The 17279-nt window shown below is 37.7% G+C and carries 6 protein-coding genes and 1 pseudogene; 3 read left to right on the top strand and 4 right to left on the bottom strand.

The features are described from left to right. Positions 1-117: 117 nt before the first annotated feature. On the bottom strand, positions 118-2016 hold the full coding sequence (locus tag F580_RS0101980; protein ID WP_019026019.1) for an ATP-binding protein: 1899 nt from the start codon (positions 2014-2016) through the stop codon (positions 118-120). A 194-nt stretch (positions 2017-2210) separates the two neighbouring features. Between F580_RS0101980 and F580_RS0101975 the strand changes: the two genes are divergently transcribed. Both F580_RS0101975 and F580_RS26250 read left to right on the top strand, forming a co-directional pair. Further along, positions 2211-3284: an ABC transporter substrate-binding protein gene (locus F580_RS0101975; RefSeq protein ID WP_169338288.1), complete on the top strand. Its 1074-nt coding sequence runs from the start codon at positions 2211-2213 to the stop codon at positions 3282-3284. Between the two features lie 15 nt (positions 3285-3299). After that, a pseudogene (locus tag F580_RS26250) lies at positions 3300-3443 on the top strand (IS30 family transposase); the annotation flags it as partial. A gap of 327 nt (positions 3444-3770) precedes the next feature. Here the strand turns inward: F580_RS26250 and F580_RS0101970 are convergent. Then, complete coding sequence (locus F580_RS0101970; protein ID WP_019026017.1) at positions 3771-4703, bottom strand: LysR family transcriptional regulator; 933 nt, start codon at positions 4701-4703, stop codon at positions 3771-3773. An 83-nt stretch (positions 4704-4786) separates the two neighbouring features. On the opposite strand from F580_RS0101970, the gene lldD reads away from it, so the two are divergent. After that, positions 4787-5923, top strand: a complete 1137-nt coding sequence (gene lldD, locus F580_RS0101965; protein ID WP_019026016.1) for an FMN-dependent L-lactate dehydrogenase LldD — start codon at positions 4787-4789, stop codon at positions 5921-5923. A gap of 732 nt (positions 5924-6655) precedes the next feature. Here lldD and F580_RS0101955 read toward each other — a convergent pair. Together F580_RS0101955 and F580_RS23735 are read right to left on the bottom strand one after the other, a co-directional pair. Beyond that, positions 6656-6916 carry a hypothetical protein gene (locus tag F580_RS0101955; protein ID WP_157442958.1) on the bottom strand — a complete coding sequence of 87 codons (261 nt, stop codon included), beginning with the start codon at positions 6914-6916 and terminating at the stop codon, positions 6656-6658. A 515-nt stretch (positions 6917-7431) separates the two neighbouring features. Then, a partial coding sequence (locus F580_RS23735) for a carboxypeptidase regulatory-like domain-containing protein (RefSeq protein ID WP_019026013.1) occupies positions 7432-17279 on the bottom strand: 9848 nt, incomplete at its 5' end.

The following is a 17279-nucleotide window of genomic DNA, read 5'->3' as shown; positions in this document are numbered from 1 at the left end:
TTAGCAACAGTCATTTACATGCCAATACTAAAGGCTTTAATTAAGTCTTTCACAAACATATTTTAAATATTTAGAAAACTGCAAGAATGATAACGCAATACAAACTAATTTTTGATATCAAGTGATAACAGGAAACCTGATTTTAAAATGTGCCCCATTTAATGATTCAATACAACTTATTTGACCTTTAAATTTAGCGGTAACTAAATTATAACTAATTGACATCCCTAAGCCGCATCCTCCGGTGAAACGTGCGGTAGTGTAAAAGGGGTCAAATACTTTTTTCCTTTGTGCCGAATCTAGGCCAGAACCATTGTCTTTATAATCTATATGCACTTCTTCATTTTTCAATGTCAGATTGATGTGAATATCGCCTTTTGTCATCTCCTTAAAACCGTGCTTCACTGAGTTTATTATTAAATTAGTCATAATTTTTGCAATAGCCCCAGGAAAACTAATTAACATTATTTCTTGATCAGATTCGACCATTATTGTGTGTTGGCCTTCTCTTAACAGGGGGGTTAAACTTTGAATAACTTCTTCAAGGTAGGCTTTAAGTTCAAATTGTCGCTTGTGTTCACTACTTTGATCGACAGCAATTTGTTTAAAGTTATGAATTAACTTAGTAACTCGAAGTAAATTTCGAATCAATATTGTTGAAGAGTCTTGCATATTGGTGATCAATTCTGTAATCGCAGATCGACTTAGATGGTTACTTTCATATTGTTTTTCAAATGCAATAATAATATCTGATATATGAGAGGATGCGGTTACTATTACCCCTAATGGTGTATTGATTTCGTGAGCAACACCCGCAACTAAGCCACCTAAAGCGGACATTTTTTCTGATTCTACCAACTTGCTTTGAGCTTCTTGTAAGTTAGTCAGTGAAATTTTTAACTCTTCAGTTCTTATAGTCACTTTATTTTCTAACTCTTCATTCAGCTCAAGTATTTGTTGCTCTTTATGGCGTCTATCCGTTATATCTGTAGAGATCCCTCCCATATAGAGCAGCGCTCCTTTGTCGTCAAAAATGGGGAATTTTAAAGAAACATAATACTTAAGTTGTCCATTACGTTCTATCTCTTGCTCAAAAGTCACTGGCTTAGCTTTTTCTTTAACAATAAGTTCGTACTTTTGTAATAAATAAGTTTGTGATTGTGAGAATATCTCTGAGTCATTATGCCCTATAACTTGCCCACGCTCTAAATTGAATACGCTAAGAAATTTTTGATTAACTAAGGTGTAATATCCATCGACATCTTTTGAACAAATTAATGAAGGGGAGTTTTCAACAATGGAATTAATAAGACGTTCAGCTTGTTCTCGCTTTGCTAGTGCTTTAATTAGGTTAAATTGCATGGTGTTTATACCACTTACCACCCTATCTAAAACATCGCCTTTTGCCAATTGTTTTCGATTTAATGTTAATAATTGATCCTGATCAAATAGCTCAACTTTAAAAGCCCAATCGGCTAAATGATTCAAATGCCGGATCACTAACAAGTCTATTAGTATTACAATGCAAATTGACATGATGAATGTTTTAACCCCTTGGGTCATCAAAATCACCAAGACTTTATCCATTAATTGTCGGTAAATCTCAGAGAGCGTAACAATTATCTTTAATTTACCAATTTCTATCTGCTGTTCAAACTTATCGGTAAACATAATAGGATAAATTCGTTCAAAATAATCATTTGAACTTGTTTCACCCATTTGAATGATAGGGTTTGCATAGGTATCAATTATTTCAACATAAATAGTATCTCGTTGAGTTAATAAACCATTAAGAATACTCTCCATGACTTCCTTGTCTAATTTCCACATTGCTACCGAAATTGATGGTAAGACAGTTTCTTGAACTTTCTCTAAAGATATCTCCAAAGCTTGCCTTGATTCTCGATAATCTGTATATATCTGGATCATAGTTGCCATTACAGTAAAAATGGAACTCAGTAAAAGGATCCAAAATAATAACCGCATGGAGAGTTTTTCACGTTTATCAAAAAACACAGTTGCTATGTCTCCGAAAAGGTTTAAATCATATTTTATTGGCTTAATATTAGTTCAATAGAAGGGTTATGGAAAATTAATATATTGCCACTTAGTTAAATTGATTTAATTTGGCGTGTGTTGAAAAAGAACGTTTATATACTAGGCTTTATTTAATATAGATAAACTACCCTATAAAAATAATGAATAATTTCATGCGCTTAATTTTTAATTGTTCAATTACCATCATTTTATTATTATGTTCGGCTTACACTTTTGGCCAAATAGCTGAGAATAAGCCAACTATTTTAGTTATTCATAGTTGGCATGATATTCTTTGGGATAGGTTATGGGGAAAAGCGTTGCACGATAAACTTTCAAATAAATACCAGCTAGTTCGTTATGATCTTGATGCCATGCGAATTACTCCTGAGCAATTAAAAATAAACAGCAATAAGGCTTGGGATTTATTTCAATCACTCGAGCCTAGCTTAGTGATTCTTGGTGATGATGCTGCTCTTGACCAAATGGGGTTGCGGTTTGCCAATAAACTTCCAGTAGTATATCTAGGAATTAACAATAATCCTCGTTCATTAATCGGCACCGTAATACCTAGTAATATTACCGGGGTAATTGAGCGCCCTCTGTATGAACGTGCTCTACGGCACATAGTTAAACTATTGCCTGTGGATGCAGACCGGGTATTATTTTTAAATGATGTTGAGCAAAATGGCGCAAGTGTTACCAACATAAGTAGCATTTTTAAGGGTAATACCACAACCAAGGTTGGTAATGTCATCATTGAATTAAAAATTATAAGCCAATGGGAAAAATGGCAACAAACTGTAATTGATGCCAAGTCTTCTGGCTACGATGCAATTATATTCGATTCACGTTATCTGCTATTTGATAAAAACGGCACCTATGTAGAACCAGAAGCCGGTGTGGTCAAATGGATGGCAAAAAACTCGGAACTGCCGATGTTTAGTTTTTATGAAGACTCTATCGGCCCACAGCTTTCTGCTGGTGGATGGGTACTGTCTGGCTATGGTATTGGTTTAGCTGCCGCGGACATTGTTAAAGATATACTTGAAAATGGCAAAAAGCCTATAGAGATATATCCCGTAAATTATCAAAAAGGAGAGTATATTTTTAGTCGTACACAACTTAAGCGGTGGGGAATAATACTTCCTGAAAATATTCACAACCAAGCAACGTTTGCTGAAGATCTTCATGAACTCTACCGTTTTGATTGTAAAAATTACCCCAACTCAATTTGTTTTAATTAACTATAAAAAATTTAAATGATTTTCTATAATGCGGAACAAAGAACATTAATAGGCTACCGTTATAAACGTGGTGATACAGCCCACGATATAGCTAGACAACTTGACCGCTACCATTCTTCTATTTTAGGTGTTATCTACAAAACTGGTGGCTTTAGGCCTCGACTTAACTAGGCGAAAAGCAATATTCGCCTTTGCAAAAAATTGTTTGCTCTGCTCATTCTTTAAAACGCTGAAGGCTCTACTATTAGAAGAGAAGCTGAAGACTGATAATCAAGCCAAGCCATTTGCCACCATGTTGAATTATTTTACCTGTTTCAGCTTGTGCTCTGTTGGTAATAGATCACTTTTTTGATTATTAATTTTGCTGTCAGTTGGTAGTAAATGCCATAAGTCATCATTGGGGCAAAGGGAAAAAGGCATGCTGTGATCGATTAATTAGTCCGCTTGGTATAAATGCTAGTTAACGTAAGAGTCATTAGAGAATATCTAAAAGTAATGATGTAAATTTTCATAGCCTTGTTTGATGTGTTCAATTAACAGCTTAACCTTATTGGGTAAATGCTTGGTAAATGGGTATACGGCATACACACCAAGCTCTCTAGCTTTATAGTCAGATAGTAGCTCTATTAAGTCACCTTGTTGAATATCTTCATAAACACTGCATTTGGGAATATAAGCAATACCATAACCACCAAGTGCGGCTTTGCGTAATGCTTGTGAATTATTGGTGGCAAAGCTGCCCGATATTTTAATGCTCTGCTCAGTATTACCTTGACTAAACCGCCACTCATGACCACCTTGGCGCTGATACGTATATGCTAAACAATTATGTTGCAATAAATCATCAGGAGTTGTCGGTTGACCATGTAACTCTATGTACTTAGGTGAACAACATACCAGCCAATGAGACGTTATTAATGGCTGTGCAATCAAACTGGAGTCATCAAGAACCCCAGTTCTAATTGCAAGATCAATCCCTTCTTTTACTAAGTCAACAAAGTCATTCTCTAAACGTACCTCTACTGAAATACCTGGGTTACGCTGACTAAATTCAGCAATACATTGCGCTAAAAATAACTCACCAGAAATAGTAGGTACTGTCATACGAATATGGCCAGTCATTTTCTCACCAAAACCCGATACCGAGTCGATAGCCTCTGAAGTTATTTGACTAACCATTTTGGCTCGTTGCGCAAGTATTTTACCAGCCTCCGTCAGTGTTAAACTCCGCGTGGTTCTATACAATAATTGCACGCCGAGCTCTTTTTCTAATCGAGCTATATGCTTGCTAATAACAGAATTAGTTAAATTATTAACCTCAGCCACCTTACTGAAACTACCGAGGTTTACCACTTGTGAAAACAAAATTAAATCATTTGCCAGCATAATTATTAAACTTTTGGAAATAATGTTTTTCATTATCTCTATTTATCGTAAAAATATAAAGGGTAAACTAGCGATAGTTTAAAAATATAAATACTATACAAAACAGGATTTGCACTATGATTATCTCTGCGCCAACAGATTACCGGAAGGCAGCAAAAGCTAAGCTTCCTCCCTTTTTATTTCACTATATTGATGGCGGCTCCTATGGTGAGCATACCCTGAGAAAAAATACCGAAGATTTGGCTGAATTAGCGTTAAGACAGCGTGTTTTAAATAATATGTCTGATCTGGACTTAAGCACGGAAATTTTTGGTGAAAAAATGGCCTTGCCTATCGCCCTTGCACCTGTGGGACTTACCGGCATGTATGCTCGGCGTGGCGAAGTTCAAGCGGCGAAAGCAGCTGATAATAAAGGCCTGCCATTTATCATGTCAACCGTTTCTGTTTGTCCAATAGAAGAAGTTGTTCCGGCAATTGAACGACCGATGTGGTTTCAACTTTATGTACTTAAAGATCGTGGTTTTATGAAAAACGTGCTTGAGCGCGCAAAAGCCGCAGGTGTTACCACCCTAGTTTTTACAGTAGATATGCCCGTACCGGGCGCCCGCTATCGTGACATGCATTCAGGCATGAGTGGCCCTTATTCCGCCGTTCGCCGAGTATTTCAAGCGATGCGCCACCCACACTGGGCATTTAATGTCGGTGTTTTTGGTAAACCACATGATCTAGGTAATATTTCAACATATCGAGGTGAGCCAACTAAGTTAGCAGACTACATTGGCTGGTTAGGGGAAAACTTTGATCAATCTATTTCTTGGAAAGATCTTGAGTGGGTTAGAGATTTTTGGGAGGGACCCATAGTCATTAAAGGCATTCTTGATCAACAAGATGCTAAAGATGCGGTAAGTTTTGGCGCTGATGGTATTGTGGTATCTAATCACGGTGGCCGTCAACTTGATGGTGTTTTATCCTCTGCTAAAGCACTGCCTAGTATTGCTGATGCCGTCAAAGGCGATATAAAGATATTTGCCGACTCAGGTATTCGTTCAGGCTTAGACGTAGTAAGAATGTTGGCTTTAGGTGCTGACTGTACTTTACTTGGTCGTTCCTATATCTATGCCCTAGCTGCTCAAGGACAGCAAGGCGTCGAGAATTTACTTGATCTATACGAACAAGAAATGCGTGTCGCCATGACATTAACAGGCGCTAAATGTATTAAGGACTTAACGCTAGATTCTCTGGCGAATATATAGTTGGTTAACCGTTAACAGAATAGTAGCGGCCGTTAAATCAACGACCGCTATTTTCAAAGTTCAAAGTTCAAAGTTCAAAGTTCAAAGTTCAATACTGCAGATAGGCTGCCGCTACATATTTAGCTATGTCAGTGTCTGTTTTATCAAGCAGTTGACCTGAAGAACAACTAACAGTTTCCGTCAACTATAAAGCGCACAATACTGGCATTCTTAAATTAACTAAACCCTGCCTATCACAACACTCTCAACAACGATTCTTAGATACTTCCCCGAATATTAAGAGCAAGTGTGCATTATTTAGCTTAAGTACATTTATTTGATGGTTTGGATGATAAAGAATAATAAAAATGGTTATTACCTCAAAGGAAAAAATTTTATCGTACTTCAATACAAACATAATATTAATTTCAGGCAAATAACTACCGAGTTCGCCAAACTACTTAGGAATAAGTAGCAAGCAATTAGTAAGCAAACGCAAAAAAGCCGATACATTAAGTATCGGCTTTTTAATTATTCATATAAATCTAGTGGTGCGGATGGGGGGACTCAATAACACACCGTAACAAACTGTTAAACAACGAATAAGTTAGATAAATAAAATAAAAGTGTTACATCCTGTGTTACATCAGTACAAAGTCATCTAAATTTATTTACTTTAACTTGGCTGAAATAGCGGATTGCAAAATAGAACAATACGCTACATATACGTGATCAAGTTCTAACTTGACTACTTCAGGGACGCGCGCCAAATGTGTCTTCAACGGGAGTATTAAACATATCCATATCAACTTCTTCAGCCTTATCCCCTCGCATCATTTTTAAAAGGTTATTACGATATTCTGGTTTACAACGAAATATCCGAGCAAACTCCCCACCATCTGAAATGCGAAATATAGAAGCCATAACAGAACCAATTGTATCAGCTAGTAAATCAGAATCTGTTTCAATCATAGATGATGGTTCAGCTTTGATATACAAAATATCATTATCCATTAGCCATTCCCAAATAGGTAAGTCATATGAAAAATATTTACCTTCGTAAGTCATATCAGCACTAAGCTCTGAACATATAACAAGTTAGAATGCTTCTAATGAGCCTAAATGCTGCTTTTGACTCGATAGAGACCTTCCCTGACTCAATAAAAAGAATCAAACCTTTGATATATCGTCAATTAATAAAATACACACATGTACTCTGGTACATCCATTGGTACATTAAGTAAAAGTCACCCTGTAGAAACGTAAAATTAATTTAAAATAATTTAAAATAATTTTATATGCCACCCACTTACTACCCTTAATTACAAAATCAAATATCAACTCATAAGTTCTATTGGTTTTTTTGAAGTTATCTGCATTAGTTGAATTAGTAAATCAAAATCTAAGACTGTATTAATGAAGCTGTATTATTCACACCAAAACACTCACCACTAAGTAACTGTAAACATAAAAGGGTTGCTTAGCTTGCAACCCTTTTGTCATTTTATCTCAACTTTTACCCGTCACTTTTACGGAGTAGGCTCTGGAAAGACTGTTAGATCCGCGGCATCTTTATCCCATAGCGCACCAACACCTTCAGGTATCCAAATGTCATCAACACCATTAGGGAAGTTTTTAGTGCTTCGAGGGTTGTTGATACCATCTACAGTGTAGTTATAACCATTTAAGTTAAATACCGTTTCAGCTACACCATCACCTAATTGATCAACAGGACTACCATAACCGTCATAGAAGTTACTACCGCTTGGATCGGCGATAAAACTATTGTCAAGGAACATAGGGAAATTACCATTCGTTGAATAAAACTGGATGTCAGAGTTAATGACTTGGCTGTTATCAGAGCCACTCCACAGCTTATCAATAATGGAATCAGTAATGGTACTGCTACTCCGCTGATATGTCCTATTACTAATATAGCTATTATTAATTGAGCCGTAGTTATTCATATATTCATTTGTACTTAAATTAATGATACTGAATTGAATAACCCCTTGATTTTGATTGTAAAAATATGACCCGGAAATATAACTATGGGCTATTACACCATTATTAGACCAAGAAGAACTCGTGGTAATAAAACTATTAGTGATAGTGCCGTTATTATATCCATCTGTATTCAAGCTTAAATCGCTACGTTCAACAACAGAGCCACTATCAATATTCCAGCTTATCGCTAACTTGATATTAGCAAAATTCACTTGAGTATTTCTTAGGTTGAAAGAACCATTACCAGCGCCCGAGCTACGAATGATTACTATATTGTCGGCATCACCTGCAATAACACTATCGTTAAAATATACAGGGGTATCTTTGTTGATCATAATTGAGGTACCCGCACTAACGGTAACATTAGTTAACTGTACTGGCTGAACAGACATACCGTCACTATATTCATAGCCTACCAAATAAACCACACCATCACTGCTGGCATTACTGTTATCAATAGTCTTGCCACTGATATTCCCCATTAGTGGGAAGTTAGTTTTATCTAGCGGATTATAGTTATAACGCACTTCATCGCCATCGTTAACACCATCGCCATCGCTGTCAGCTAAAAATGGATCTGTGCCGTAGCCTACTTCGTCAGTATCTAATAAACCATCGTTATCATCATCAAGATCATCATCATCAGTTAGGCCATCCATATCATTATCGGTAGCTACACTTGGGTATGAGGTATCATCTAATGGATTAAAGATTGCGCCATAGACAGGGTCAGATTCCCAATCTTCCTGTAAATCACTATAACCATCATTATCGTTATCATAATCTAGATAATCAGGGATAGAATCATTATCCCAGTCAGCCAGATATAAAGAGCTACTGGTGATAATAGGGTACAGGTGAGTATCGTTTGCTTTGTCTGGGCTATAACCCGTTTGCTGTGCAATAGCGGTTAAATCAGTACTGCCCCAGTAGTTATACGAAATATCTAACAAACTCGCGCTCACTGAAGAGTCAGCATCTAACACAGAGTAATGCATCGTTAATCGGCGAGTATCACCTGTTAAAATAACATCAGTGTTTATTAGGTTACTTTCAGTTAAGCGTAATGAGTTTTCACCAGTAACTTTACTATTGGTGAAGGTAGTATTAGTAATAGTGCCGGCACGTTCAGCTGTCGAATTATTAAAGGTACTGTTGTCAATTGAGCCGTTTTGAAAATAAAACTTAGCACCATTGAAGGTTGAGTTGTTGGCATTATCAATTCGAGCTATATACCTTGATGTTGCAGAGGGTTCTCCACTGTAGCTATCTAACTTATTGAAAGTCACATTATCTACATGGACAATTCTGCTTAAACCATACGAGGTATATGTATAAGGATTACCTTCTCCAAATTCATTAAAGGTAGAGTTTTTCATCGAGTTGATATAAAAACTCGAATAATAGCCGAAATAGCCATTAACAACACTATCATTTAATGCAATATTTACTGGGTTATAATGGCGATCACTGAACTCTGTATAATCTTTATATATCTCTAAATAATTCAGCTCAGTGTAATTAAACTCACTGGCAGTATTGTTAGCGGTATCATAAATAATGGCTGACTGTTCGCCGTTCTCACCACCACTGTAGTTGTATACTGGGTCAGTAGATATTTTCACTAAAGCATCAGCACTACCATAAGCCATGATATTACCTTGCACCATAATATGACGCTTAGCACCATTGAACTCTATTTCAGTGCCCGGCATTAAGCTTAGTGTTGCGGCATCTTTAATCAGCATATTACCGGTAATTATGTAAGGTGAACGTGATGCTAACCAAATTTCATTGACCGCTATTACACCACCATTCAGTTCGGTAGCGCCAGCGTTATCAATTGATGCCGTTGCTATGACAGAGTTACTTTGATCGCTTTCAGCGCCATCAACATCTACCCAAGTAATACGATAGTTATATGCCTGTTCGTTATACACGCTGGTATCAACATAATAAGGTGTAGCAGCCGTTATTTCTGCTAGTTCAGTAAAGCTGTTTGAATCATCAGAGCGGTAAATACGGTAGGCAGTTGCATTGTCTTGCTTAGACCAAACTAAACCAACCTCACCATTACCCGCTGAAATATTTAAACCAGTCACCGCTGCTTCAGCTAATAAGCCTGCACTGGTAAATTCGGTTACCGAAGTCACACCATCGTCAGTAGTCACCGTAAAGTAAATGCTTTGCCCTTCTACTGCAGCTAACTCAATAATGTGCTCAAGTTGCTCGCTTGCTGAGATTGTCATTGATTGATCTAAGTTGTCGCTACTGGTGCCATAATTTATCGTTGCGGTAACCAGTTCGTTAGTATTAAAGCTGATCACTAACTTGCCATTACTTGATTGTACTAATAAATCACTAATGGTTGGTGAAGTAGCAATGGCTATGTCTGTTGCACTATCAATCGTAGCAACGTTCGATGCTCTATCAACAAAATTAGCTGTAGCGGTTGCCGTTATATCTTCAGCTGAGGTAATTAAGTAATCAGTCTCGTAAACACCGTCATCAGCGGTTATATCTCCATGAGTACCGTTATCATAAAGTGCTAAATCAGTGAATAATCCAGGTATGGTTACTGTTGCTAAACCACTGGTTTCGTTAGCCGTTAAAGCGATATGAAGTGTATCGCCCATCGTTGTAACGGTTGAGAGCGTTAAGTTAGTTAATGACACTTGGGTATCAAGAATAATAGTAGTTACCGCTTGTGTTAAGGCATTGCTGTCAATGTCGGTAAAATCAACCTGAACTGTTTTTTCACCGTCACCAGTACTTAAGGTAATCGCTTTAGTTGCACTAAATACTTCAGGTGGTAAAGCGACTGAATTTTCAGTAACAACCATATTCGTTGCGTTCGCATTGGTAATAGCAAGACTTACTACGGTTGAATTTGTATAAGCTGAGCCATCGTTAATGTAAACAAAGCTGTTACGCACCCGTGTTACAGGCAAGGTATATTCTGTATCACCCGCACTGAGCGTTAATGCATGATTAACCGTTTCCCAGCTGCCATTAGGGTAGGTAATGGCAAAGCTGTAGTCACCAAGTATTAAAGCATCAAATTTAAACTCACCTGATGTACTTGGATTAATTACCGTACTTTGGCCATTTTTACTCGCAGTAATTGTGGCAAGGGTATAGTCAGTGGCTTCATCAATAGCTAACGCGCCTGTTACCGTTGCAGTGGCTTGGCTCATATCTAGAATACCAATATCGCTATCTTGCAATGCAACTACAGTATAAGAACGATTTTTAGTAATGGTTTGAATGTGTGCTTTTGTAAAACTGATACCATTTGAATAGTCGCGTGCTGGTACTCGAATTGACCAATTGCCTTCAGCATCGGTTACGGTTGATAACGAGGTATTCATTATTTCAACGTTTACGCCCGAGTGATTGGTAAAACCTTCTAACTGTACTTGACCCGAAATAGTGCCCATATTGGTTGAAGGGTCGCTATCAGGGAAAATATTGGCGTTATTCATGTCCCACCAAGCACCAACATTTTTAGGTGACCAAATGCCATTGGCTTCAAGGTAAGGTTTGAATACTACATCAGGGAAGTTTGGTGTTGAACGTGGGTTATTGATTCCATCAATAGTCCACGTTTGTGTATACATGCCACTACCACCATCACTTATGTCAACAGAAAATACAGTTTCGGCTACACCATCACCAATTTGGTCAAGGGGATCGCCGTAACCCGCGTAGGTGCTATTTTCATAACCAAGTGATAAATATACGTCATCAAAGAAGATATTCATTGTGTCACCATATTCAAGGTGAATATCTGAATTTGAAATTCTTGAAGCGTCATTATAAGCAGATAAGTAATCGATTACAGAGCCATTAATTTGAGAGTTATTATTAGCGTTTACCGTATTAATATAACTTTGGCTAATGTCTGATTCATTAGATACGTGATTGGAGTTGATATAACTTTTAGTGATAGCTCCTTGGTTCGCAAGGTAGCCTCCCGAAATAAAACTGGCATCAATAGTACCTGTATTATTCCAATAATCTGTAGATGTAATAGCACTATTTTGGATCAAACCAGAATTGTATAATCCCGCAGATAAAAATAAATCACTATTCTTAATTACTGAACTGTCATAAACATTTAAATTGATTGCAACCTTAATGTTTGCAAATTTAACTTTGGTATTGTTAAAGATAATAGAGCCATCACCCGCTCCCGTTGATCGTATTGTTACTACGTTGGCTTTGTCACCAGCAATCACACTATCGTTAAAATTGACGTGAGTATCTTTTTCAATCATCAATGCTGTGCCAGCTGCGACAGTGACATTGGTTAAGCTAACTGTTTCTGTCCATTCCTCGCCGTTGTTATTAGATTGCTTATAACCGACAATATAGACCACGCCTTCACTGTTTACATTGCTGTTATTAATGGTTTTACCGCTTATATTACCCATCAACGGAAAGTTCGCTTTATCGAGCGGGTTGTATTTGTAACTCACTTCGTCACCATCGTTAATGCCATCACCGTCACTGTCGGCTAAAAACTTATCGGTTAAACGAATTAATTCATCGCTATCTAGTAAGCCGTCATTATCGTCATCAAGATCATCAGTATCAGCGATCCCATCCATATCGTTGTCTTTGTCGGTTGCAGGATGTGATTCAGCATCAAGTGGATTGTAGATGCTGCCAAACAAGGGATCTGACTGCCAATCTTCTTGCAGGTCACTATAGCCATCGTTGTCGTTATCATAATCGAGATAATCAGGAATGCTGTCATTATCCCAGTCTGCCTCGTATAAACTGCTCGTTGTGATGATTGGATATAAGTGGGTGTTTTTACTTTGATCTGGGCTATAACCGGTTTTATTGATGATGGTCGTGAGATCAGTTGTGCCCCAATAGTTATGGGAAACATCAAGTAATTTAGCACTGACCGTTGAGGTACTGTCTAAGGTGCTGTAATGCATGGTTAGCTTGGTATTGTCGCCACTTAGGTTTACTTGAGTGTTAGTCAATGTATTGGCATGGGCGCGCAGTGAGTTGCTACCTAAAATTACGCTATTGGTTAATGTGCTATTGGTTAAAGAAGATGCACTGTTGATGGTCGCATTGGTAAATTGGCTATTATCAATTGAGCCATAATCAGAATAAAGGGCTATATTACCAAAAGTCGCGTCAACTGCATTTACTATATGGACACTATTTTGAACATCGGCGATGACTTCACCTTCATCGCCATAACCAGAACTGGTGAAAACTACATTTTTAACGGTATTTATCTTACTTGCGTAATAGCTATCATTATATCCTTGCCCCAATAAATTAACCGTAGAATCGCTGATACTTTTGATATAAAAATCGGAAAAACTATAGTTTACAAAAATATTTACTACGCTATATTCTAATGAAAGTGGCACCAAATAATTTTTACGGTCATAAACACTTTCATAATCATAATACGCTTTAAGATAATTTAACTCGGAGAAAGTAAACTGACTTTTAAGGTTATTACCTTGTTCATAAATTATCGCACCTGAATAGTTTGAGCTACCCGAGTCAAACGCACTGATTTTAACTAAATTATCTACTTGGCCTAATGCTGAGATAGTACCTGCTAAATAAATACTTAAATTGGCTTGGGTAAAGGCAACTGCAGTACCTGGCAGTAGTAACAACTCAATATCTTTTTTAACTTTAATATTGGCTGAAATATTATAAGGTGAGCGCGACTTTAACCACACGGTATTTACATCAATTAAGCCGCCGGCAATTTCAGTTGGACCTGCTAATGAAACTTCTGGCTTAACCTTAACACTGTCACCTTCTTCACTCTCATTGTTATCACCATCAACCGCAGTAACACGATAATGCAATTCGGTATCATTAGTGGCTAAGGCATCAACATAAAAACGCTCACTAATTAACTCGCTCGCGTTGATCACAGTAAAGACATTGCCGCCGTCGGTTGAACGATAAATTCGGTAGCCTGTGGCATGTACATTTACATCCCAAATAAGCCCTACTTCATTATTACCCGCATAAGCGGCTAAACCGGTAACAGCTGCTGGTGCCAGTTTGCCTTGCCCTTCAAGCTCAGTCTTATTGTTGGCGCTATCAGCTACTGTTATACGATAATAAGTCATGCTATTGGCAGATAAACCATTAAGTTGCACAGTATGAGTTTTAGTTAAATTATTGCTAATTTCAACTTCGTTGGTTAAGTTAGCTAAATTATCTCCATATACAAGACTCGCGGTTGCCGGCTCATCGGTTGAGAAATTAAGCGTCATTACACCCGCAGCAATATTAGAGCTATTGGTTAAATTTTTAATGGTGGGTGCGGTATTCAATACTAAGTTAGTCGCCGATTCTACCGTTGAAGAGTTACCTGACAAGTCGGTAATCGTCGCAACTATTGGCAAATTGACATCGATTGGCGTATCAATATAAAAATCACGTTCGTATATGCCATCGTTAGGCACTGTGTCACCACCAAAACCGTTATCTAATAAAGGTAACGCTTGCACAATACCTGAAATTGTTACGGTAACCGTGGCTCCTAACTCTTGCGACAAGCTTAATTCTAGATGTAGTAAATCACCTTTAGTGCTCGCGCCACTTTGATTGAAATAGGCAATATTTAAGAAGGTGTCTAATTGAATAGTATCGCTAACGGAAGAAAGCTCAACCCCACCAATATCTTTAAACTTAACGGTCACCGTTTTGAGGCCATCACCTATCGACAGAGTATGATTATAATTTGCGGCAAAAGTTATCCAACCACTGTCGTTGATACCATCAACGATTCTCATTTGTACTGCGTCGGTATTTCCCAGCGCGAGGGTTACTGTATGGTCGTTGGTATAGTCGGCACCATCGTTAATTATCAAAAAGCTTTGACGTAAGTTAATACCCTCGAGCTGATAGCTGTCTTGAGTATCGGATAAAGTTAGGTTGAAAATACTGGTTTCCCAGCCACTGTCACTGCACGAAGTTGTAAACTGATATTCACCTAAGGGTAGCGCTTGAGAAATTGCACCGCTTTCATCTACTGATAAATTACCGGAATAACCCTCGGCTAGGCCAGACAAACCTAGTGCTGAAACAATTAAATTACCCGAACAAGTATTCGCAGCACTGACATTAAAAGCAACATTAGCATTATTTTGCACTAACTTAACAGGTGAAAGGATAAACTGACCATTTTCAGTAATGGTAATGGTTTGGCTATTAATTTGCTGTAGGTAAAAACCTTTATTATAGCTAATGCCATTGCTGAAATTACCTAATGGTAAGCTAAGAGACCATTTACCTGTACTGTCGGTGAAGGCACTATATTCAGTATCGATTAATTTAACTTCAATACCTGAATGGTCGATACGGTTATTTAGTGACACTTGGCCAGCGACAATACCTACCATAGGCACCATATTAATGGTGTAACCTAACTCACTACTGTCTGCTGAAATTGCAATGCTGATAGCTTGTGATTGATAACCAGCTCGTGATATTTGTAATTGATAATTACCTTGTTCAACTGCATAAAAAGCGAACGAACCATCGTCATTAGTTTGCTCTGTTAAACCTGTACCTGAAAGCGTAATTGAAACACCGCTATGATCTGCTTGTTGGTTACCTAAACTAATTTTCCCGCTGAATACAAATGGTGTTAATTCTATAATATCCAATGTTGTTGTATTTGCTTGACTGATAGTGATTTCAATTTGTATAGCGCCATAACCTTGATTATTAGTTATCAAAGTATAAGTACCAATAGGATGATCACTAAATATGAAGTTACCACTACTATCCGTTATAGTAACTTCACCCGTTTCATGAATAAGTACACTCACATTTGCTAAAGGTTGTGCGTTATTATCAATAATCCTGCCGGTTAAATTTCCGTTTAAACTAGTTAATTCAACAAGTTCTAAATTCACTGTTGTGTCAGCAGTAATCTCAATACTTTGGCTAGTCGATTGGTGATTAGCTTCGGTAAAATTAAACTGATATGTTCCAGCTGCAAGGCCATTAATAATAAATGAACCATCGCGCGAGCTAATCGCTTCTTTGTCGGTTCCTTCAATAGAAATCAGGATGCCGGCGTGCTCTTGTAATTCTGTTTTCTCCGCAAATTTAACATAGCCCGTAAGGGTACCTAAATTATCGGTTCGCTCCGTTAACTCTATCGTTTCTACAATCGTGGTTTGATTTTTTAAAACTGAAACTTCATCACTTTTGGCGCTATCAAAGAGGTTTGAAACGATAATAAAGCGATAACCTTCTGCTACTGGTAAAGCGGGGAATGTAAAGGTACCACTAGCGTTAGTAATGGTTGAATATACGCTGTTATCTGTTGATCTTACATAAACAAGAATATTAGCTAATTCAGCAGTAGAATCGGATGATATTTGGCCAACCGCACTGCCTTTTTGATTGTTCAATTCGATAGTTTGTAAATCAGTGACTTGATTTGAAACAACTGAAAAAGCTAGGTATTTATTCACATAATCGCTGTGGCTTACAATGATATGGTATATACCTGCCGGTAAATCAGTAAAGTTTGCGATACCCTCTACGTTTGTTTGTTGCTCGGAAGATAATTCTAAGAGAGTTACTGTTGCTCCTTCTAAAGCATTTCCTGTTAACAAACTTGAAATTCTTAAGGTAGCACCACCTGTTAATGTTTGCTCTGCTGCTGTTATATCTTGTATTAGCACCTCTCCTGGGCTAACTGAAATATCATCAATTTTTGACCCCGTTCCACTACCGGTATTATTAACGATTAAAGAATAATCAGTACCTGCAGGCACTTCAACTTCATAATTTCCTTCGGCATCTACCGGTACAACTATAGGTTCACTAATTACAGTTGTAGCATCGACACTCTCAGTAGTTGCACTAGCGGCTAGTGTTGACGGCGCAAGAACTAATGTTATGGTTTCACTGGTAATTTTACTTCGGCTAATCTTAAGTGAATTCTTTGAAAAAGCCATTGCTTGTATAATTAAAGGAGTATTAGAAATATTACCTTTAATAGTTGCAAGAGCGGGATTACCAATCTCTTCTGTAGTATCAGGTAAGGGAGGGAAACAAACAGTTGCTGATTGTGTGACTTCATCAAGGTCAAGCGTATTGTTATTATTGGTATCTAAGCCAACGTTGATGTGAATGCCGCCGTCAGAACATATATTACCGGCAGGTTCATCTGTAATATTAATTAAACTTGAGACACCATCTGAGCCATTTGTTCCATCGCTACCATCTGAACCATTTGAGCCATTTGTTCCATCGCTACCATCTGAGCCATTTGAGCCATCGCTACCATCTGTGCCATTTGAGCCATCGCTACCATCTGTGCCATTTGAGCCATCGCTACCATCTG

The organism is Colwellia piezophila ATCC BAA-637, from assembly GCF_000378625.1.
In the GTDB taxonomy this organism is placed as follows: Bacteria; Pseudomonadota; Gammaproteobacteria; order Enterobacterales; family Alteromonadaceae; genus Colwellia; species Colwellia piezophila.
The sequence above is the reverse complement of the archived record's forward strand: the minus strand, read 5'-3'. Positions and strand labels throughout refer to the sequence as shown.

Excerpts from the sequence above, each read along its gene's own strand:
- F580_RS0101975 (WP_169338288.1), top strand. The coding sequence starts at position 2,211 with ATGCGCTTAATTTTTAATTGTTCAATTACCATCATTTTATTATTATGT.
- F580_RS0101970 (WP_019026017.1), bottom strand. The coding sequence starts at position 4,703 with ATGAAAAACATTATTTCCAAAAGTTTAATAATTATGCTGGCAAATGAT.
- lldD (WP_019026016.1), top strand. The coding sequence starts at position 4,787 with ATGATTATCTCTGCGCCAACAGATTACCGGAAGGCAGCAAAAGCTAAG.
- F580_RS0101955 (WP_157442958.1), bottom strand. The coding sequence starts at position 6,916 with ATGGATAATGATATTTTGTATATCAAAGCTGAACCATCATCTATGATT.